Below are 22,083 nucleotides of genomic sequence, written 5' to 3' on the forward strand. Positions count from 1 at the left end.
AATTAACGGTTTTATGGAAAGACATACGTATCAGACAGGCATTATTGGCAACTGCGCGTTCCTGGCGCATGTAAACAAGAATACAAATATCGACTGGCTCTGCTGGCCCCGCATGGATAGCTCCTTTGTTTTCGGCGGACTGCTTGACAAAAAAAAAGGAGGTGAATTCTCGATATTACCTGCAGCGGATTATGCTACGCATCAATACTACCTCGAAAATACCAATGTACTTTGTACAGAAATCAGCACTACGGAAGGTAGTTACCGCATTACAGATTTTGCGCCCCGCTTTCTGCAATACGAACGCTTCTTCAAGCCATTGATGCTGATCCGTAAAATAGAACCCCTGGAAGGCTCTCCCCGTATCCGCGTAAAATGTACACCCGTATGCGACTATGGTGCAGAGAAGCTAAGACGCCTTCGCGGCAGCAGCCACATTGAATTTGGCGGCTGTGATGAAAACCTCCGGCTTACCACAAATATTGCTGTGAGCTATCTTTTTGATGAAGAATTCTTTGTACTCAATGATACCCGCTATCTCATTCTCACCTACGGACATCCATTGGAAGCACCACTGGCAAGCACTGCTGAGCGGTTTCTCCGTGAAACCATTGCCTACTGGCGCACATGGATCAAACATTCCTCCATTGCCAATTACTTTCAGCCTTATGTAATCCGGGCCGCCTTAACCCTGAAAATTCACCAGTATGAAGACACCGGCGCCATTATCGCCGCCAGCACCACCAGTTTGCCGGAGTTCCCCGATAGTGGCCGTAACTGGGACTATCGCTATTGCTGGATGCGTGATACCTATTATGTAATCACGGCGCTGAATCACATTGGCCACTTTGAAGAAATGGAGCGCTACTTCGGATATATTACAGATATCTCTTTTTCGGGCGACTTCCGCTACCAGCCATTATACGGTATTACCGGCCAGAAAACATTGTCTGAAACGGTGCTTCCGCACCTGGATGGGTACCTGGGGAATCAACCGGTACGTATAGGCAACCAGGCATACGAACATATTCAGAACGATATATATGGACAGGTACTTATCTCGATGCTGCCTTTATATACCGACCATCGTTTTATTTTCTCTGAGCGGAAAGACTCCGACCGATGGATAGAACTGCTGTTGAAGAAAATTGAGAAAACCATTGATGAAAAAGATGCAGGTATCTGGGAGTTCCGGAATATGGCTAACATTCACTGCTATACGAATCTTTTCCAATGGGCGGGTTGTGCCGCCGCCGAAAAGATGGCGCGCACCATTGGTAACAATGCCTTGCTGGAACGAGCCGTGGCCCTCAAAAACCGGGCGGCCGCACATATTGAAAGCTGTTACGACCCGGTAAGGAAAGTATATACCAATGCAGCAGGCAGTCAACACCTGGATGCCAGCACGTTACAACTTATTATGATGAACTACCTGGATCCGACCTCTGAACGTGCCCGTGATCACCTGGTAGCATTGGAGAAAGAACTCAAAACACCTGAAGGTCTGTTTTACCGTTATCGTCATTCCGATGATTTCGGGAAACCCAAAACCACGTTTCTTGTATGTGCGTTCTGGTATGTTGAAGCGCTCGCGTGCGTAGGACGGCTGGATGACGCACAACGGGAATTTGCAAAGCTGCTCCAGTACTCCAATCACTTACTGCTTTTCAGTGAAGATGTGGAAGCCGAAACCGGCAGCCAGTGGGGTAATTTCCCGCAAGCGTATAGCCATGTGGGTTTGATGAATGCCGCTTACCGGATTGCCATGAAACTGGATGTACCAATATTCCTTTAGGTTTTAGCCATTAGGTTTTAGCTTTTAGCAAAATGCAGCGAAGATTAATATATATAATGTTCTTCGCTGCATTTTGCTAAAAGCTAAAACCTAATGGCTAAAACCTATTTCAGGCTTCCCTGTTGCGCAGTGTCCGCAACAAATGCCGTACCTCATGATAACTTCTTAAATAATACTGTGCTGCCGATACCTGGCTTCCCACCTTGATAGTAATGGCTTTGGCGGGTAAGGCTTTAAAGATGTCTTCATCTGTTACATCATCCCCCATAGCCATAATGAAATCATATTTCTTATGATTGAGCCAACTAAGGGCAGCCTTACCTTTGTTGATCTCTACATTTTTCACTTCAATCACTTTATCACCGGGCAATACCTGTAATCCTTTTTCTACGGTATAGTAGCGAAGTGTATTCATTAATTCATTGGCGCGCAATTCGCCCAGGCCGGATTCTACTTTCCGGTAATGCCATACCAGGGAATAGCTTTTCTCTTCTATAAATGAACCAGGCGTACGATCAGTGGCCAGTTCCATGATAGGGAGTAATTCCTTTTTCCATTGATCCGTTAAGCCCGGAAGTTGGTACCACTCTCCTTCTTTGGTCTTTTGCCATGCGCCATGTTCTGCAATCAGGTCCAGCTTCAGGTGGCCGAACCACTCCCCCAGCGTTTCATGGTTTCTGCCGCTGATCATCACGAGGTCATTGCCTGGTATACCGGACAACTCGCGCAGCAGCTGGTACAGGTCCGGATCCGGCGAAGCCATATCTATATTGGGCTGAAAGCCAACCAGGGTACCATCGTAGTCGAGGAAGATGATACGTTTGCGGGCATTATAATACTGCTGCCTGATTAACACTGCGGTTTCCTGGTTTACACGGCGGGCCAGCATGTTCTGTTGCATTTCATTCACCTCATCCAGCCGTGCCATAAACAACTTCACCCAGTGATGAATATTGAACTTCGCCACCACGGAGCGCATTTGTTTCATGCGCCGCTGTTGCTCGGCCGTCGGCATATTAAGAGCGTCTACTATGGCCCGGGTAATAGCGCCTATATTATTGGGATTCACGATGATGGCGTCTATTAATTCTTTAGACGCACCCGCCATCTCACTCAGGATCAACACACCATCGTTGTTATTACGACTTGCCACATATTCTTTGCTGACGAGGTTCATGCCGTCGCGCATGGGCGTAACGAGACAGATGTCCGCGAAATTATACAGGGCGGATAATGTTTCAATAGGAAAAGAACGATAGAAATATTGAATAGGATGCCAGGCAAGTGTCCGGAAGCGGGCATTCACATTGCCTACGTACTTGTCTATCTGGTCACGCAGCTCTTTATATTGAGCAACGGTATCGCGGGATGGCACTACAATCATGTACAACACCACTTTACCGATATACTCGGGATGCAGTTGCAGTAATAATTCGAAGGCTTCGAGCCTTTGCAGGATACCTTTGCTATAGTCAAGACGGTCAATGGAAAGTATGAGGCGATCTTCCTGGAAGTTTTCCCTGAGCTGTTGCAATTGCCTCTGCACCTCAGGTTCTTTACCCATTTCAGCGTATTTATGAAAGTCGATACCCATTGGAAATGTTTCCACTACGATGGCCCGGTCGTTATAAGAAACAACATTCGCGGACGTGTTAACAGGGAGCAACCTGCTGGCGGCATTCAGGAAATGCCGGGTGTCGTCAAAAGTATGGAAGCCCATGAGATCTGCGCCCAGCATACCCTCCAGGATTTCTGTGCGCCAGGGTATCAGGCGAAATAATTCATAAGAAGGAAATGGGATGTGTTGAAAGAAGCCGATGGAGATCTCCGGCATTTCTATCCGTATCATTCCCGGTAGTAGTAATAGCTGGTAGTCGTGCACCCAGATAATGTCGCCAGGTGCGGCTACCTTCATAATAATATCTCTGAATTTTTTATTTACCTGGTAATAAGCATCCCAATGTGTTTGTTCATAGTGGGCATATACCGCCATATAGTGGAAAACCGGCCACAGTGTTTCATTGGAAAAGCCCTCATAGAAGTTGTTAATCTCATCTTGTGTCAGGAATACGGGCATCAGGTTCATTTTACGTAATTGCTTCGTCATGTTATCCTGTTCCTTAGGGTCCGCGATTTCCTGTCCGGGCCATCCTATCCAGATGTTGTTTCCTTCTCTGTAAATAGATCCAAGGCCTGTTGCCAGTCCTCCTTCACTGGGTTGTAGGGTGTATTCACCGTTTGTTTCTGTGATCTTTACGGGGAGCCTGTTCGATACAATAATAGTCTTTCGCATAGTCAGTTTGTATAATCTATTAGCTAATTACATTCAGTTGAAGTAGCACTGTGGAACAAAAAATGCACCCAAAAGACTGGCACCAACACATATAAATAAATACAATTTGACTATAACGGGTCTACCGGCGGCCCAGGGTCATCATCACCACCCCGCCGATAACCACAGCAGCGGAAAGCCCTACCATGGGCGTAATGGCTTCATTCCCGATAGCCCAACCGAGTAGTAAAGCTACTATAGGGTTAACATAGGCATAAGTAGCAGTAAGTCCTGGCGGCGCGTTTTTCGACAACCAGCTATAAGAAGTATATCCCACCAGTGACCCTATGAGCACCAGGTATACATAGGCCTGCCAGCCTTCTGTGGGCATGGCTGACAAAGTATGAATGGCACCGGGTTCCAATACAAGGCTTATCGCAAAAGAGAAAATACCTCCCGCCAGCATTTGTATGGCGGTGCTGGTGATTTGCGCAGGCATCGGGAGACGCGGTACCAATAAGGTACCTATAGCCCAGCAAATATTACCGGCCACTACTACTATCACCGGCCATAAGGGAAAGGTGCGGGCCTCATGTTGTGCAAAAGGATTAAACAAGAGAAACAGCCCTGCAAAGCCGATGGCAATACCTACCAGCGTTAACCCGGATGGACGTTGTTTACTGAAAAAAGCCCAGTCCATTCCCATGATCCAGGCGGGCATGGCAGCTACCATCAGCGCTACCAGGCCAGAAGGCATATAGTGTACGGCTAACGCCACGGTGGTATTTCCAATGCCAATCAGGGCGATACCGATCCCGCAAGCAGCCAGCAACTGCCGGCGGTCAGGCCACGTACGTTCCCGCCAGTAGGCGAAGATCAGCAGCAGGCTTCCCGCTGCCAGGAAGCGCAGTGACGACAGGAAAAAAGGCGGCACCACCTTAGTGGCGATCTTCATACCGAGGTAGGTGGATCCCCAGATGATGTATACCGCTAAAAGACAAAAGATCAGTTTGGAAGACAGACTGCTTCGTTGGCTCATGGTTTCTTTCTTTTAGTACGTTGATAGTTGCGGGTTACTTTGTCTACATCTCCACAAGTACTCATGCTACACCATTTACGGGAGCCGTTACGGCTCTTATCCAGGAACAGCCATCCGCAGGCGGGGCATTCCTTTATCTGTGCCGGCTTTCCGGCGGTATATAATTCCACGGCCGATTTCACCAGCCACCAATACACCTGTTCCAGTACCGGAGCGTTAAACTGCAATTTTCCCGCCGCCGTCAGTTCGATATTGGCGTAAGCTTCCCCGATGTAGCTGTTGAACTGCATCAGGTCTGCGGGGGCCGGGGATTTGCCGGCTATCACGGCCACGAATAAACGATGCAGCAATTCCCGTAGTGTCAGACTCTTTTCAAAAACAATGGCTGCCTTTTGCGGATAATCTTTGGCCAGCCTTTCCAGCGTATGAATAATTTTGGGAGATAAGGCGCCTGTCCGGCTATACCAAAGCAACAAATCTTTGAACGTAGCCAGGTAGTCGCTGGTGCTTACTTTTTTACGGTTATCAATCGTATTGACGAAATCCAGGCACAGGATGCCACCGTCGAACCGAAGCGTAGAAATCGATTTGGAAACAGACATATCTCCTCGTTTTTAGTCTTACCCAACAAAGGTATAACCTATTCATTAACCGGTAAAACTTATTTTACTGGTTAATAAAAAAGTGGTCAAAAACCAGTTATTTATCTACCTAAAATGACGCTTAAACAATACAGATATAATAATATATAAATCAACAAGTTATAAAAACGAAAACAGCCCCTCCAGGAGCTGTTTTTTATTGATTACTGATAGTATTTTAATTTGCGTCAACGCCGTCATGTTGCTGATTCCAGGAAATCATGCTGAAAGATACATAAATTATTTTACATATACTTCAATAATTGCATTTGTCGGTCTTCTGGGTGCCAGAAAGCTGTCTACCTGGTGATAGTGTGTTTTCAATTCATCTCTCAATGCAAACGGGAAAAAGTTATTTAAGCCCGGTGCATATTCATAGATAACCAGGTCATAATAATGATCCTGTACCTTCTGTTTGTAAATGGCCAACTGCTTGTTGAACATCCCTACTCCGAGGTGATACCATAGCGGACAATCTGGTCCCGTTTCCGGTTTGTAAGGAATAACCACAGCCAACGGCGTCAGCTCCGTCATATTCAGCACCTTCAACTCTTCTTTATGGTCCTTCACCACCGGCAGGTTCATGAGCCGGTCCATTCCCTTCACCGTCGATTCCGGCATATATATTTTACGGAATGGCTTCAGGTCAGAGAAAACCCAGGTAGAAACAGGTACGTCTGTACTATCATCATTGAGCATAAAGTTGCGACGATTCACCACGTTCTCATGATTAGGATCAGGATGACGGGCATCTGCCATCTCCGGAACAGGAAAAAGCCGATCAGTAAAACGGCCTACATATTTCCACCAGGTACCGGACCACCAGAACAGCACCAGCACGGTGGCAGCCAGCAGCGGCTTTATGTGGTCAAGGTTGACCTGTAACAGGCGGCAGAGATACGTGGCCACAAATGCAAATGCGAAACTATGGAAGAAGATATTATTATCCGGTGGCGTATAACTGGTTACCTGGAAAATGGCAGCCTCTCCAAGGATACCCAGGGTCAGTAAAAAGAATAACACGTCTTTCCGTTGCTGTAACCAGGTGCTCCATTGTTTCACCCCTGCCACCAGGCAGAAGATCACTAACACCACCCAGAACTTGATCCAGTTGGAGTTACCCAGGATTTCATCTGTAAAGTCGTTAAAAGCCAGGCGGGAGCTGTGCGGCGCCTGACCATGATTGAACCAGTAGCCAAAGCCCGGCATCAGGGGGGCAATGAAGATAACCGCGATGAATGCATACATCGCTACAAAGACAGGCAGGTCGATCCAGCGACGGGTCTGAAAACTGTTATAGGCCAGGAAAAGCAGGCTTAGCATAAAAGCCATGCCCCCGCCGTCCTGCTTGGTGAAAAGAGACAGGAAGATAAATAAGGCCGCGGCGGCCATCCATATATAACTACGTACACGGCTATCTGAAAAGAAGGACTTAAAAAGGAAACTAAGTCCTACCAATTCAAACACAATCACCGTATGATTATACCAGGGCCAGAAATTAAAGAAGGAATAAGACAGTACGAACACCAGTACGGATAACAACCTGATACCCGGGCGAACATCCAGGCTTTTCAGAATAGACCGGAAAGCGAAGCCCGCCATGATATTCACCAGGACCTGTGCTTTTACCAGGGAAATCATTTCAGGACCAAAGATCTTGAAGAATAAAGCGGGGATCATCCAGAATCCATATCCCAGCGGCGAGCCGAAATCCTTAAATGGAATCTGGCCGGAGGAGATGCGATAGGCTCCTTCCCAGGAGAGGAAGATATTCACCCGGTAAGGAAATGTTACGAACAAAGGCACCAGTGCCAACACAATAATGATCAAACTTTCGGTAATGGTCCACTTCCGACCTTGTAGGGAAATACCTGGCATAGACATTTGGGATTTGCTATAAGAGTAATGTTCCGGTGACGGGAACGGGGCAAAAGTAATTGAATAAATTGTATCTTGGCCCGTCAAGAATCAACTTTTTAGTTCCCCATGAAATACATCAAATTACTTAGACCAAAACATTGGGTAAAAAATGCATTTCTGTTTATTCCTCTTTTCTTTGCCGGAGAAATATTCAATGCCGGTAAAATATTGCACCTGTTAATTGCTTTTGCTGCTTTCTGTTTGATCGCCAGTAGCATTTACATTCTCAATGACTACCAGGATATTGAGGCCGACAGGCAACACCCCGTGAAGTGCAAGCGCCCGCTGGCTTCAGGAGCAATTTCCAAAACCAGTGCGCTGTTACTTTTTGTTGTATGTGTGGTGGCCGGCGGCGCCATTGCCTGGTTTATGAGCGTGAAATTTATGTTTGTACTAGGCATTTACTTCGTATTAAACCTCCTTTATTGCTTTGGCTTAAAGCATATTTCTATACTGGACATCCTGATCCTGTCGATCGGATTTGTGCTTCGGGTGAAGTCAGGCGGCATTGCCGCTGATGTGGCCATATCTGAATGGCTTATGATCATGATCTTCCTCCTGGCCCTTTTTATGGCCATTGCCAAACGCCGGGATGACATCCTGATCAAACAGGAACTGGGAAAGGAAATGCGGAAAGCCGCCAGCGGTTACAACATGGATTTCCTGAATGTGATGCTCGCCCTGGTATCTGCGGTGATGATTGTATGTTATTTAATGTATACTATTTCTCCGGAAACAGAGGCCAGGTTCAAGACTTATCGCCTGTATTATACCACGCTGTTTGTAATTGGCGGATTATTACGATATTTGCAAATAACCTACGTGGAGAACAATACAGGTTCTCCCACCAAAATCCTATATAAAGACCGTTTTATTCAATTGACCATCATCCTGTGGGTACTTAGTTTTTATGTATTAATTTATTTACCGACAGATAAAACTTTTTTTGAATAATGCAAAAACGGTTATCCAATTGGGGAAATTACCCCGCCGTGGTCAGTGATGAAATCGCATTCACCCAGGAGGATCAGCTCCGCGAATATATAGCAGGGCATTCCCAAATGATTGCCAGGGGCAATGGTCGTTGTTATGGCGATGCCTCACTGGGCAAGCACAGCATTTCCATGCTGAAGTATGATAAAATGTTATCCCTGGATACGACAAATGGCATTATAGATGTACAAGCTGGCGTAACGCTCGACCAGATCCTGGATATCATTGTTCCCAAAGGATGGTTTTTACCGGTAACCCCGGGTACTAAATATATTACCGTGGGTGGTGCAGTAGCTTCAGATGTACATGGAAAAAATCACCACGTAGATGGAGCGATCTCCGGCCACGTCATTGATATGGATGTATTAACCGCTTCCGGCGAAACTATTTGCTGCTCTGCCAATAACCACAGTGACCTGTTCTGGGCTACCTGTGGCGGCATGGGTTTAACCGGGGTGATTACCCGGGTGAAGTTCGACTTAAAGAAAATCTCCACCGCCTATATCAAACAAACACAACTGAAAGCGGGTAACCTGGAGGAGGTGATCCGCCTGTTCGACGAGTATAAGCATTACACTTACTCGATGGCGTGGATCGACTGCCTGCAGAAAGGCGATTCTTTCGGTCGCAGTATCCTCATTGTAGGGGAACATGCTACCCCTGAAGAACTAAGTGAGCACCAACGAAAAGCGCCACTTACTCTCCCGGCTAAACGAAAACTGACGATTCCCTTTAATCTGCCTTCTTTTGTGCTGAATACTTTCACCGTAAAAGCATTCAACTGGTTATATTATAACAAGAATTACAGGAAGGTAATGCATAAGGTAATTCCTTATGAACCTTTCTTTTATCCATTGGATGCTATTCTTCACTGGAACCGGGGATATGGCAAAGCGGGGTTTGTGCAATATCAGTTTGTGGTATCGTTGGAGCAGAAGGATGGATTGATTGCTATTCTTAAAAGAATAAGCGACAAAGGCTGGGGTTCTTTCCTGGCGGTGCTGAAAGTTTTTGGTAAACAGGATAGCCTGATCTCTTTCCCGATGGAAGGTTATACGCTGGCGCTGGACTTCCCTATCCGTAAAGGATTATTCGAATTCCTGGATGAGCTGGATGAAATTGTGCTGCAATATGGTGGCCGCCTGTACCTGTCAAAAGATGCCCGTATGAAGCCCGGGATATTCCGCAACAGCTATGCTAATGCGGCACGGTTTGCAGACATTGTAAAGCAGTATAATCCGGATGGCCGGTTTGAATCCATGCAGTCTGAAAGATTATCTTTAATAAAATAGTTTTCCCCTGATTAACCAAACACCTCTCATGCCGATAGTTTTATTACTGGGCGCAGGTTCGGACATGGCCGTAGCCATTGCCAGGAAATTTGCTGCCCAACAATATCATATTCAATTAGCGGGTCGTCACACCGCTGCGTTACAGGCGCAGCAACAAGACCTGCAGGTACGTTACGGCGTTACGGCAAGTGTTCATGCATTTGACGCCACCGATTTTAATTCTCATCCCGGGTTCTTCGCCGGCTTGCCAGCGCAACCGGATATCACTATTTGTATATTCGGCTACCTGGGTGAGCAAACAAAAGCCCAGGATAACTGGCCGGAAGCTGCCGCCATTATCAATACCAATTATACCGGCGCGGTATCTATATTAAATGTAGTGGCTAACAGTTATGCGGCAAAGCAAGAAGGTACCATTATAGGTATCAGTTCTGTAGCCGGAGAAAGAGGACGGCAAAGCAATTATATATATGGCAGCGCCAAAGCGGGTTTTACTGCCTACCTGAGCGGATTGAGAAACCGCCTTTTTCGTAGTGGCGTACACGTGATGAGTGTACAACCAGGCTTTGTGGATACGCGTATGACGCAACATTTAACACTTCCTCCCCTGCTCACTGCACAACCGGAAGCTGTTGCTGAGGCTATCTTTAAAGCTATGAAGAAGAAAAAAAATGTGCTGTATGTAAAGTGGCATTGGAAATATATTATGCTCATTATCAAATTAATACCAGAAGGTATTTTCAAAAAACTTTCATTGTGACAATTGCCTTTTTCGACTTTGATGGCACTATTACCAACCGGGATACGCTCTGGGAAATCATCCGTTTCCATAGGGGCCGGGCCGCCATGTATGCCGGCATCGTGCAGTTGTTACCCGCTTTATTACAGTTTAAATTAAAGATGATTCCGGCACAGGCCATGAAAGAAGAGGTGTTGGGATATTTTTTCAGGGAGATGCCTGCCTCCGAATTTACCTCCGGCTGCGACAAATTTTGCCGGGAGCGTCTACCTTTGCTGATCCGCCCGCTCGCGTTGGCGGCTATACGAAAACACCAGCAACAGGGACATCATGTGGTAGTGGTAACTGCCTCCGCTCAAGATTGGGTAGCGCCATGGTGCAGGAAAGAAAACATTGTATGTTTAGGCACCCGTCTCGAAGTGAAAGATAAACTGATGACAGGTAAAATACAGGATATCAATTGTAACGGAGAAGAAAAGGTACGCCGCATCCGTCAGGCTTATCGCCTCGAGAACTTCTCAGAGATATATGCTTACGGCGACAGTGAGGGCGACAGACCCATGCTGGCACTAGCGAAGCATGCGCATTTTAAACCGTTCCGGTAACAGCTGTTTTGATCATTGTTAAAAGGCCTTGAAGTAACCGTTACTTCAAGGCCTTCTTATATGATTAATGCAACTGTGTCAACGACCTACTTCCTGTTTCGCCGAAGACGGAATAGTATACTGGAAAATCAGGGCCAGCAAAAGTACCAGCACACAACCAATGGCATTCAGCCACAGAAATGATACAGTACCCGTCCAGTAAATAACCAACACCACTATTTCGGAGATAATAGCCGCCCAAAAAGTAGCCGTACCTCCTACTTTTTTCAGGTAGAAAGCCACCATAAAAATGCCCAGGATGACGCCATAGAACCAGGATCCCAACACATTCACTACCTCAATCAGGCTACCCAGGCTACCGGCAAACTGCGCCACTACAATGCAAAACACTCCCCATATCAATGTCCACAGTTTAGACATTTTAAAGTAATGATCTTCTTTGGCGTGTTCATTATACATTCGTTTGTATACATCTACTACTGTAGTAGATGCCAGTGAATTCAATGCCGCTGCAATACTTCCCCAGGCCGCCAGGAAAATAATGGCAATGAGCAAGCCCACCAGGCCCTTAGGTAAACTATTCACCACAAAATGCAGGAAGATATAATTGGTGTCGTTGGTATCTGCTGCAGGGTCGGCCGACTTAATGAGCGTCAATGCCGCTGTTCTTACCTCCTGCGATTTATCATCTGTTTGCTGTAACGCCTTTTTGGCGATAGCAATCTGGTTACTGTTATCTGTTTCCAGGGCGGCCGCCAGCTGCTTTACCTGCTGTTGCTTCAGTTGCCCGAGCTCACTGTATTTATCTTCCAGCTTCTTCAGCGCCGGACCTTGTTCTGTTTTGTGTACCCTCGCCAGTTGTGCTTCATTAAAGAAGATAGGCGCTTTGAAATACAAGTAAAATACGAACACCAATGCCCCAATCAGGAGTATCAGGAATTGCATGGGCACCTTCACCAGTCCATTCATCAACAGGCCCAGGCGGCTTTCTTTCACTGACCTGGCAGTGAGATAACGCCCTACCTGCGACTGGTCTGTACCGAAGTAAGACAAGGCCAGGAAGAACCCACCGATAACGCCGCTCCATATGTTGTATTTATCTTTCCAATCAAATTTGGTGACAATCACATTCAGCTTGTCCATTTTACCGGATACCTGTAACGCTTCTTTAAACCCAATCTCTTCAGGCAGCAAATGCACAACCATCCAACCAGCCAGGAACATGCCCCCGAAAATGATCACCAGCTGAAATGTTTGTGTATAGGCTACCGCGCGGGTGCCTCCCGCTACTGTGTAGATAATCAGCAATCCGCCCATGATCATATTGGTCCAGTAAAGATTCCAGCCCAGGAGCGACGATAAGATAATAGAAGGCGCGCAAATACTGATGCCGGTAGACAACCCCCGTTGTATCAGGAAGAGTGAAGACGCGAGGGTACGTGTTTTCAGGTCAAACCGCTGCTCCAAGTACTCGTAAGCAGTGTATACTTTTAACCGGTGAAAGATGGGTACAAAGGTGATACAAAGCACTACCATGGCTAAGGGCAGGCCAAAGTAATATTGCACAAAACGCATCCCATCGGTGTAAGCCTGTCCTGGTGCCGATACAAAAGTAATGGCACTGGCCTGTGTACCAATGATAGACAACAGTACTATATACCAGGGCATAGACTGGTTATCCAGGAAATAGCTGTCCATGTTTCGCTGGCCACGGCTTTTCCAGACACCATATAGAATGATTATTGTGAGTGTGCTAACCAGCACCATCCAGTCTAAAGGACTCATGAAAACGTTTTGGTGAATAGGTAGAACAATATGATCAGCAATAGCAGCCACGCTATTACCAATACATACCAGTACCTCCACGTTGGAAATAATGGAGGCTTCTCTTCGTGTAAATTATCCGATGCCATGGTATTAATCGCTTGATTTACTCCACATGCTTCCCGTTAAAAGGCCCAGTGCAATGCCTATCACCAATCCCACCTGTACCCGTTTAATGGTAAAGCCCAACAGCAAGCCCAGGATGATACAGAATATAGCCGCAATTCTTAATTTGGGCCGGTGTTGTTCGTGTTTCTTACTCATGTTCGTTCCTCGTCTATTTAACAGAAATCAGGTTTACAAATAACCGGTATGCACCAGGCACACCAGCGGGCAATTGCCTGAAAAATGATATCCCGGTGTATACATAACATCCTTTGCCATAATGCGCCAACAGTGTGGAACCATCCAGTGGTGATTCTCCTTTGTCGTTCATCGTAAAGAGTTTATCGTATGCTTTGTCGGCGTTGACAGTGTAATACAATCCTCTTTCCTGTACCCAGCCGTTGAAGTCAGTATCGGTAATTTCATTGGGATAATGAAATACCGGGTTCTTCGGGTTAATGAAATTCACCGGGGCATTTTCGTCGGTTACCCTGTTGCGGGAAAGCCCAAAGGGATAAGGTCCCAGGTCGTTGATAACGAGGGGATCGTTTACATTGTACTGAATTACCAGCTTGCCACCGTTCTTCACGTATTCCATCAGTTTAGGCTGCCAGTATTTCATACGTGCATTCACGTTATAGGCGCGTACCCCGGAGATGATGGCATCGTACTGTTGCAGGTTACCGTTCATGATATCTTTTTCACTGAGCTCAGTCACATCATATCCTACCTGGCGCAGAGAAGCAGCAACCATGTCGCCCGCGCCGGGGATATAGCCCAGGCGGTTACCATTATGCTTCAGGTTTACCGATACCAGCCTGGCCTGGGCCGCAGGGAATAGGGTAATCAGCGGGATATGATCATAACGGATCTGCTGCATACTTTGCGTATATTCCTTCCCGTTATTCTCCATCACTACCGTGAACGTATCTACGTGATTATCAGTAATTCCTTTTACAGGGTTGATATTAAAACGTAATTCTACCTCGTCGCCTTTTTGTGCCAGCGCATAGGTAGCGTTGTTGTTGGCGGAGGTGAACCCGGTGGGCAACCGCAGATGTACGGTACCTTTCACGTTATCTGCCATCGCTTTTATTTTCACGGGAACAGCCTGTGATTTGGTATCTGTGAAGATGTATACCTGGTTGCTGAGGTCTGCTACTACCGGCGGTGCTATCACCAGCGGCTGGTAGATCTCTCCTTTTACCGGGTCTGTGTATTTGTATTGCAGGGGACGGCTGATGGTGAAATCCTGGTCGCCAATACGCAGGCGTATGGTAGCCTGCAGCGCCGGCACATTTTCAGGGTTGCCTACCAGCAACGGATCGCTGAATACATACATGCCTACCGGGTGCGCGGCGGCCAACCAGTAAGGCTGTGATTCCGGGGTGCCAGCGGGTATGGCCAGGCTTTGGGAGATGCTGGTAAATTTATTGTAGGCCAGTTCCTGCTTGCCTGCTATATTTGGCTTACCAGGCAGGTCTACCTGCTCAAGGGTTACTTTTACATTTCCCCGGTTGATCAGTTGCACAGTAGCCTCCATATTATAGCCAGGTACCACCGTAGGAGTAGCGCTATATGCTTCTGCCCAGATACCTGCGCAGGCATAGATCAACTGCTCGGTTTCTTTCAGTTTGAGATTACGCCAGTAACCATCGGGCAAGGCTTGTATGGCACGGCGTATTTCCAGCAACGCAGGAACGGAAGCCGAAGGGTCTTCCATGTTGTAAGCCGCGAGAGCCGCATCTACAAGCGCTCCTACTTTATTACCGCCTGGAATCCTCGACCAACTGGTGTTTACGTCATCTAATAAGCTGTGCTTAGGGGTATTCCCTTTTATCGTGAGAAAATATTCGGCCACGCTACCACGGGAGGCTGGTACACCAAAGCCCTGGCTTTTATGCTGAGAGCGGCTTTCAGCGGCTATTTCACCGAAGCCCTTCCCTAACAGGGGATTAAAGCTGCCCACGTCCATCTTAAACTGGTCGTCGGAGGTGGTATTGATGCTGCCAAAATTGAAGGTATTCCAGAGAATGCGTTTGGCTTGCCAGGGTTTCACGAGCGACAACTGCTCCGGAAAGCGGTTGGGATCTGCGGCTGCAGTGTAGGCCTCTTCGGCCAGCATTGCAGAAGCAGTGTGATGTCCGTGCCCTGCGCGACTATCCGCGGGAAAACGACAGATGATCACGTCCGGTTGAAATTTGCGGATCATGTATACCACATCTGCCAAAATCTTTTCTTTATCCCAGATGGTAAATGTTTCCTGTGGATTTTTAGAGAACCCAAAATCCTGTGCATGTGTAAAGAACTGCTCTGCGCCATCAATGCGGCGGGCCGCCAGTAACTCCTGGGTGCGGATTAATCCCAGTAACTCGGCCTGTTCATTGCCGATCAGGTTTTGTCCGCCGTCCCCACGGGTTAAAGAAAGGTATCCGGTGCGGTATAATTTCTCTTTGGCCAGGTAGCCCAACAGGCGGGTATTTTCGTCGTCGGGATGGGCGGCAATATACAATACGCTTCCAAGCGTATCCAGTTTTTTCAGTTGCAGTTTAATATCAGCAGCATTCCATACCGGCGATGGTTGCGCCATGGCAGGAAAACCCCATGCTGATAATAAAATGATAATCAGGGCGGTGTAACGTCTTATAATCATTTGATGATGCGTGAATTTACGGATTGCCAAAAGTAGTAATTAATTGGTGGCAGGAAAGCAGAAATTGGTTGAGTGGTGTAAAAAATAAAAGTCCCGGTTGGACCAACCAGGACTTTATTTCTTCATAAGCAAAAAACCAACCAGCTTTAAAGCAAAAACCAATTATTAACAAAGGCGGTTTAGATTTATTTGTATCCTTCGTTCTGCTGGTTGCGAATATTGGGGTTAGCATCCAGTTCTCTTTGAGGAATGGGCAGTATTACTTTGGTACTGGGCCATGCCACGGGTATAATTTTATTGCTCGCCAGGTATTTGACGAATGATTGTTTTGTTCGTATTAAATCAAATAAACGATGTCCTTCAAAGGCAAGTTCCTTGCGCCTTTCCAACTGCACAGCATCCAGGAGTTCCTGCCCGGTAACGGTTACCGGTAAGGCATCGTGATCGGCACGTTGTGCCACAACATTCAGATCAGCCTGCGCTTCCGGAGCTTTTCCAAGGTGTGCCTGTGCTTCCGCACGGATCAGGTACAATTCTGCCAGTCGTATTACTTTAATGCCTTCGGAGAAGGCCGCTACATCACTATATTTGGTGATCACGTTTGCCGGATTCTCTCCTCCATTCCCTGCCCTTTTACTCTTCTTCAAAAAGTTCCGCCGTACATCACCTGCTGCGTAAATATTATATACGTTGTTCGTCGCCAGCACATCGCCGTAGCCGTCCTGGTTGAATAGATATCCCAGTCCATCGGTACCGGCATTATCTACCGGCGTATTAATAATTTCAAAAATCGTTTCGCCGTTACCAGTCATTTTAAAACTGCTCACCAGTTTATCTCTCTCCAGCAGTGAATACTTCCCGCTGTTGATGACGTCGTTGGCTAAAGCGGCTGCACCAGCCCAATCTTCTTTATACAGCAATACTCTTGATAACAGCGCTTTCGCGGAATACACATTGATCCTGCCGGATGAAAAAGCGGTGGAGCCGCTTTCTTCAAATTTGTGAATAGCCGTTCTCAGGTCGCTGATTATCTGCGTATAAGTATCTTTCATCGTACTGCGGGAGGGCGATTGCACTGAATCCACATTGGTTATCGTTACAATAGGTACTCCCATATGGGAAGCGTTCGATGTAAAATTGTAAGGTTGTGCATACATCCGTGACAAATCAAAAAATGCCAGTCCCCGGACGGCGTATGCCTCTGCCACCAGTTGTTTTGCTTCCACGCTATCTGTAGAAGAAGGCAGCAGCGTTACCTGCGGTCCTCTTGCAATCACCATATTGGCATTGGCTACTACACTGTATAATATGTTCCATGAATCGGTAGTATACACATCATTGGCGGTAACGATGTACTGGTCCTGGTTACGATAACGATTGGTGTTGATCACGCTGATAAAACTATTATCGGATCGCAGGTCTGGTAATAATGGCACCGTACGGCCGTAATAGTTAGGGCTTTGCATTAATGAATACATGCCGTTTGTTGCCGACCTTAATCCGGGTAAATCCCTGATCGCTTTACCTGTTTCTGCAGACTGATCCGGTTTTAAATCCAGAAAGTCCTTGCTGCAGGAGGTCAACAAGCCTGCCAGCCATATTATGATACCATATGTGTACGTCTTCCGCATGAATACTTTAAAAATTTACATCCAGTCCTACCAAAAATGTTTTGAATACCGGTGGCCGTTGGTCGTAGTCTCCTGTTACAGGCACTTCCGGGTCCATGGTCAGGCGTTCATCTTTTATGTAGGTCCATAAGTTATTGCCCCGCAGGTATACTTTCACTTCATTGATGTTGGCCTTGTTTAACCAGGCCGGTGAAAGGCTGTAGGACAACATAATATCTCTCAGCCGGATGAAGCTGTCGTCATAAAGAAAGCGGGAGGACACCTGGTTACTTAATCCCGATTGGGTGCCACCAAACACTACTTTAGGAACGGTGGTGATGTCTCCCGGATGCTGCCAGCGGTTTTCGTAAGTAAGGCGCGACATTTTAGCGCCGCCACCAAATCCGCCGCTGCCATCTGATTCCGTAAATGGTCCCCAGTTATCGTATACTTTGTTGCCCCAGTTGTAGAAGAACTGGAAGCTCAGTTCAAAGCGCCTGTAGCTGAAGTAGTTGGTAACGCCACCATAAAATTTCGGCAGGGCGCTTCCCTGGAAAAAGCGTTGTGCTTCGCCGTACGATTTGGTGGTAGTGGATTTAGAAGCATCCTTATACCAAAGTGCTTCCCCGGTTTGTGGGTCAGCGCCTGCGAAGCCCACGGTGTAGAACTGGTAAAAGTCCCTGCCTACTTCTCTTCTGAAATTGAGGTCAGTGATCTGGTTATCCAGCCTGGTGATAATATTTTTCAGCGTTGAGAAATTTACATCTGTACGCCATGAGAAATCATATTCTTTTTTCGCGATGATATTGCGGGAAGAAAGGCTTATTTCTATGCCGCTGTTTTTCATCTCTCCGTTATTTCTAAAAACGGTGGTAATACCATTTGAAGAAGATACCGGCACATTCAACAGTAACCTGGAAGTGGTTCTGTTATAATATTCAATAGTACCTGACAGGCGATTTTTCAATACCGCGAAATCGAGTCCTATATTGAATGGCCTGTTTTGTTCCCAGGTCAGAAAGGAATTGGGGTATTGCGTTAGCACGTACCCCGGTTTCCCATCGTAGTCATTTCCCGGGCTATACAGTGATAAAGCTGCATAGTTGGCAATAGCCTGGTTTCCGTTGCTGCCGTAGCTCGCTCTTATCTTTAATTCGTTGATGCCGGTGATTGGTTGCAGGAATGATTCCCTGTAAATATTCCAGGCGGCTCCCAGCGACCAGAAGGTAGCGCTTCTCCGTTCGCTGCCGAATCTGGAAGAAGCATCTCTCCTGATGGAGGCTGTGAGATAATATTTTTGCCGGTAGTCGTAGCTGTTATTCAAAAACACGCCGGTCAATGAATTGGCGTTAGACACGGAAGTTATACTCTCCGGTTTGGAAGCATCCGCCAGGGCTTCGAGTCCGGGGAGCAGGTTAGATGCTTCTGACGCGTTGCCGTTGTTGGTAGTTTTCTGTGCTTCGTAACCAATGAAAGTGTTGATACCGTGGTTGCCCCAGCGCCTGTTGAACCGCACGATATTGGTAGATACCCAGTTGTTCCACAGCGTATTATTGACTGATACCCAGCCGTTGGTATTTCGTCCATCAGCAAAGCCCGGCGCAAAAAAGAGATTGCTGCGGGCATAGTTGAGGTCGAGGCTGATCTTCGTTTCGAAAGACAGGAAATCGGTAAATGTGTATTTGGCAGCGGCTCCTCCCAGCAGGCCGTATGTGCTGCCTGTCCGGGAGTTTCCATTCAATATCGCTACCGGGTTAAAGGTATTGTTATAACTGAAATCGTAGTTGCCGTCTTTGTTGTAAACCTTCAGCCAGGGCTGAATCCGGACCAGTGAACGTACGGGGTTTCCCATGAGTCCCACATCTGCCACCGCGTTGGCGCGCTGGTACGACAGGGACAGGTTCACATCAAACGATAAACGGTTCGTAGCCTGATTGCTCAGGTTTAGCTTGCCGGTCATACGTTTATAGTCCACTCCTCTGAGGGCTGATTTGGAATCGTAGTATCCCCCGGAGACATAAAATTTAGTTTTATTGCTACCGCCTGCGGCAGATAGATTTGCCTGTGTGTAGCTTCCATGGCGGGTGAGTTCCTTTATCCAATCCGTATTTACGGTGGTATCTACTCCACGGGCTTTGATTTCCCGCTGGAAGCCTGCTTCTCCGGAGCCATCTGCTTTGTTGGCCCAACCTTCCCGCAGCAGTTCTAACATCTCTTTGGTATTGAGCGGGTAGTTAGCACGGGGAATGGTGAGCTGATTGCTGCCCCTTTGTATGGAGGCGCTGATCTTTGTTTTGCCGGAGCTGCCGGTTTTGGTGGTAATTAATATTACCCCATTGGCTGCGCGGGAGCCATAGATCGAAGCAGAAGCGGCATCCTTCAAAATAGAAATGGAGGCGATATCGGCACTATTGATTCCTGCCAGGGAATTTACATTATAGTCGGTGAGATTGTCTGTTACTACGGGCACACCGTCTACTACGTAGAGAGGTGAGCTACCAGCAGTAATAGACCCTATACCACGAATATGAATACTCGGTACGGAGCCGGGCTGACCGGAGCCGTTGGTAGATTGTAATCCTGTTACATTGCCTTGTAAGCTTTCCTGGAAGCTGCTACGGGGTGCTTTATCATACAATGAAGCATTTACCATAGTAGCTGATCCTGTCAAAGAACTTCTTGTTTGCACGCCGTAGGCCACTACCACCACTTCATTCAATCCTTTCGCATCATCTTTCAGCGTGATGTTAAAGTGGGTATTGTTATTTACCGGCACTTTCTGTTCTTCATAACCAATAAAAGAACAAATCAATGTCGCTGTAGCGGGTGCTTCCAGATGAAACGAACCTGTTTCATCTGTGGTAGTACCTTTATTCAGGCCTGCAATACGCAAACTCACACCCGGTAATGGATGTCCGAAAACATCTGTTACGGTTCCGGATATACGAATACCTGTCATCACTTTTTCTTCTGGTGTAATGGCCACCAGGTTAGCAGACAGTTGCCTGAAAGTGAGACCGGTATTCTTCAATACTTTCTTCAAAATATCTTCTGTCAAAACATTATTCACATCAATTGACACTCTGCTGTTGGCTGGGAGCAGATCGTTGCGGTATACAAAACGACAACCGCTTTTCTTTTCGATCAGCTTTAGCAGCTTGGTCAATGGCAATGAATCTGCTTTGAGGGAGATGCGACGATCCGTTTGACCGAAGACATCTCCTGTTATTTGCAAACAGGTAATAAGAATAATAAAGGACACCAGTTTCATTATCAGTACAACTTTTCCCAATGTTTTCAGACGCAAAAGGATTGCTTAATGTATGAATTTTTTCCATACATTTAGGTTGTAAAAGGTCATAAAACTACGACAGGACTACATTGCCAAGTGAAGCTAACTGCCGTTTGATCTCAACAAAAGGGGTAAATGTTTGCAGCATTTGCCCTTTTTTTATATGAGCGGTATCAATTTTTGTTTTTTTCCAACCGTCTATTGGGTAATAAATACTTCATTACCTGCTATCCGGCAATGGAATGATGTTGTAACCTTCAGCGCCTCCAGTACTTCCGGAAACGATTCGTCTTTAAATGTGCCGGTAAAGTGGAAGCTTTTCAGCTTGTCGCTGAGATGTATCTGAATCCCATACCAGCGTTCCATTTTAAGGGCAATATCTTCGAATTTATCATTATCAAATACCAGGTAATTATCTCTCCAGGCAGTTTCCGCCACCAGGTTGTCTGCCTGGTTGTTATGGAGCGTTTCTACCCTATAACCCGCTACCAGGTTGGGTTGGGTTAATTGGGTACCATTTGCATGCTGTAACACAATTTTCTGATTGGGCAACAGTTTCACATTACGTTCCAGTCCATCGTTCAGGGTTACTTCCACGGCGCCGGTAATCAGGGTCGCTTCTGAAGTCTGATCCTCCGTATAGGCTTTCACGTTAAATGAAGTACCTAATACTTTAATACCCATTTTGGCGGTGCGGATATAAAATGGCTTTGTGGCGTTTTTTGCCACATCAAAGAAAGCTTCTCCTTCCAGTGTAACTTCCCGGTTGTCCAGGTTGTTCATGTCAGGATTATAGGTTAAACGGCTGCCTCCATTGAGCCATACTTCGGTACCATCGGGTAATTGTGCTTTAGAGCGAACCCCATCGCGGGTAAAAATGGCCGCCATTGCCTTTTCGTTGTGCTTCAGCGGCGATTTATTGGCAAGCAGGTACACACAATAGCTGCCCAGTAATAATACCAGTACGCTAAGTGCGGCTACTATTTTACGGATATTACGGCCGGTTGTTTTTACCGGAAGTTCTGCGGAGGGCAGTGTCACTACCATTTTCTGCAGATGTCTTTCCAACGCGGCGTCTGTTTTCTGATTCCATTCTTCGCTATGTGCTGGCAGTGGCCAGTTGCTTAAAACGGAAAGTTTGTATCTCAGATCAGGATCCTTCTGCAGCAGCTCTTCGAGCTCACGCAGTTCCCCCATCGTGGCTTCGCCCGATACCTTTCTTCCCATCAAAAGCCATATTCTTTCCTGTTCCATGTGCGATACAAAAGCATGATTATATAGAAGGACAAGCAGATTTTGAAAA

General features: G+C 46.7%; 15 protein-coding genes. 5 read left to right on the top strand and 10 right to left on the bottom strand.

All coding sequences use genetic code 11. The features are described 5' to 3' along the window. Positions 1-13: 13 nt before the first annotated feature. On the top strand, positions 14-1,795 hold the full coding sequence (locus J7623_RS21205) for a glycoside hydrolase family 15 protein (protein WP_291924144.1): 1,782 nt from the start codon (positions 14-16) through the stop codon (positions 1,793-1,795). A gap of 109 nt (positions 1,796-1,904) precedes the next feature. On the opposite strand, the gene J7623_RS21210 is transcribed toward J7623_RS21205, so the two are convergent. From J7623_RS21210 to J7623_RS21225, 4 genes are all read right to left on the bottom strand, one after another. Then, on the bottom strand, positions 1,905-4,088 hold the full coding sequence (locus tag J7623_RS21210; protein WP_291924146.1) for a bifunctional alpha,alpha-trehalose-phosphate synthase (UDP-forming)/trehalose-phosphatase: 2,184 nt from the start codon (positions 4,086-4,088) through the stop codon (positions 1,905-1,907). 121 nt (positions 4,089-4,209) lie between these two features. Next, positions 4,210-5,106 carry an EamA family transporter gene (locus J7623_RS21215; RefSeq protein ID WP_291924148.1) on the bottom strand — a complete coding sequence of 299 codons (897 nt, stop codon included), beginning with the start codon at positions 5,104-5,106 and terminating at the stop codon, positions 4,210-4,212. Continuing rightward, positions 5,103-5,708, bottom strand: coding sequence for a CGNR zinc finger domain-containing protein (locus J7623_RS21220; protein WP_291924150.1), 606 nt, complete (start codon positions 5,706-5,708; stop codon positions 5,103-5,105). The genes J7623_RS21215 and J7623_RS21220 overlap by 4 nt, the downstream gene beginning before the upstream one ends. Positions 5,709-5,987: 279 nt before the next feature. Further along, positions 5,988-7,625, bottom strand: coding sequence for a hypothetical protein (locus J7623_RS21225; protein WP_291924152.1), 1,638 nt, complete (start codon positions 7,623-7,625; stop codon positions 5,988-5,990). A 108-nt stretch (positions 7,626-7,733) separates the two neighbouring features. On the opposite strand from J7623_RS21225, the gene J7623_RS21230 reads away from it, so the two are divergent. The 4 genes from J7623_RS21230 to J7623_RS21245 are packed head-to-tail and all read left to right on the top strand — an operon-like array spanning position 7,734 to position 11,296. Further along, positions 7,734-8,621, top strand: coding sequence for a decaprenyl-phosphate phosphoribosyltransferase (locus J7623_RS21230; protein ID WP_291924154.1), 888 nt, complete (start codon positions 7,734-7,736; stop codon positions 8,619-8,621). Then, positions 8,621-9,952 carry an FAD-binding oxidoreductase gene (locus J7623_RS21235; protein ID WP_291924156.1) on the top strand — a complete coding sequence of 444 codons (1,332 nt, stop codon included), beginning with the start codon at positions 8,621-8,623 and terminating at the stop codon, positions 9,950-9,952. Before J7623_RS21230 ends, J7623_RS21235 begins: the two co-directional genes overlap by 1 nt. Positions 9,953-9,980: 28 nt before the next feature. Then, on the top strand, positions 9,981-10,712 hold the full coding sequence (locus tag J7623_RS21240) for an SDR family oxidoreductase (RefSeq protein WP_291924157.1): 732 nt from the start codon (positions 9,981-9,983) through the stop codon (positions 10,710-10,712). After that, on the top strand, positions 10,709-11,296 hold the full coding sequence (locus J7623_RS21245; protein WP_291924159.1) for an HAD-IB family hydrolase: 588 nt from the start codon (positions 10,709-10,711) through the stop codon (positions 11,294-11,296). The genes J7623_RS21240 and J7623_RS21245 overlap by 4 nt, the downstream gene beginning before the upstream one ends. A gap of 78 nt (positions 11,297-11,374) precedes the next feature. On the opposite strand, the gene J7623_RS21250 is transcribed toward J7623_RS21245, so the two are convergent. The 6 genes from J7623_RS21250 to J7623_RS21275 form a co-directional block, all read right to left on the bottom strand. Next, complete coding sequence (locus J7623_RS21250) at positions 11,375-13,081, bottom strand: sodium:solute symporter (RefSeq protein ID WP_291924160.1); 1,707 nt, start codon at positions 13,079-13,081, stop codon at positions 11,375-11,377. A 132-nt stretch (positions 13,082-13,213) separates the two neighbouring features. Further along, on the bottom strand, positions 13,214-13,384 hold the full coding sequence (locus J7623_RS21255) for a hypothetical protein (RefSeq protein WP_291924161.1): 171 nt from the start codon (positions 13,382-13,384) through the stop codon (positions 13,214-13,216). A 13-nt stretch (positions 13,385-13,397) separates the two neighbouring features. Next, on the bottom strand, positions 13,398-15,878 hold the full coding sequence (locus J7623_RS21260) for a PIG-L family deacetylase (RefSeq protein ID WP_291924162.1): 2,481 nt from the start codon (positions 15,876-15,878) through the stop codon (positions 13,398-13,400). 185 nt (positions 15,879-16,063) lie between these two features. Beyond that, on the bottom strand, positions 16,064-17,509 hold the full coding sequence (locus J7623_RS21265) for a RagB/SusD family nutrient uptake outer membrane protein (protein WP_291924164.1): 1,446 nt from the start codon (positions 17,507-17,509) through the stop codon (positions 16,064-16,066). A 7-nt stretch (positions 17,510-17,516) separates the two neighbouring features. After that, complete coding sequence (locus J7623_RS21270) at positions 17,517-20,795, bottom strand: SusC/RagA family TonB-linked outer membrane protein (protein WP_291924166.1); 3,279 nt, start codon at positions 20,793-20,795, stop codon at positions 17,517-17,519. Between the two features lie 183 nt (positions 20,796-20,978). Beyond that, entirely contained in the window at positions 20,979-22,007 is a 1,029-nt protein-coding gene (locus J7623_RS21275; RefSeq protein WP_291924168.1) for a FecR family protein, read from the bottom strand. Between the last annotated feature and the right edge of the window lie 76 nt (positions 22,008-22,083).

The organism is Chitinophaga sp. (genome assembly GCF_017745275.1).
Taxonomy (GTDB): Bacteria; Bacteroidota; Bacteroidia; order Chitinophagales; family Chitinophagaceae; genus Chitinophaga.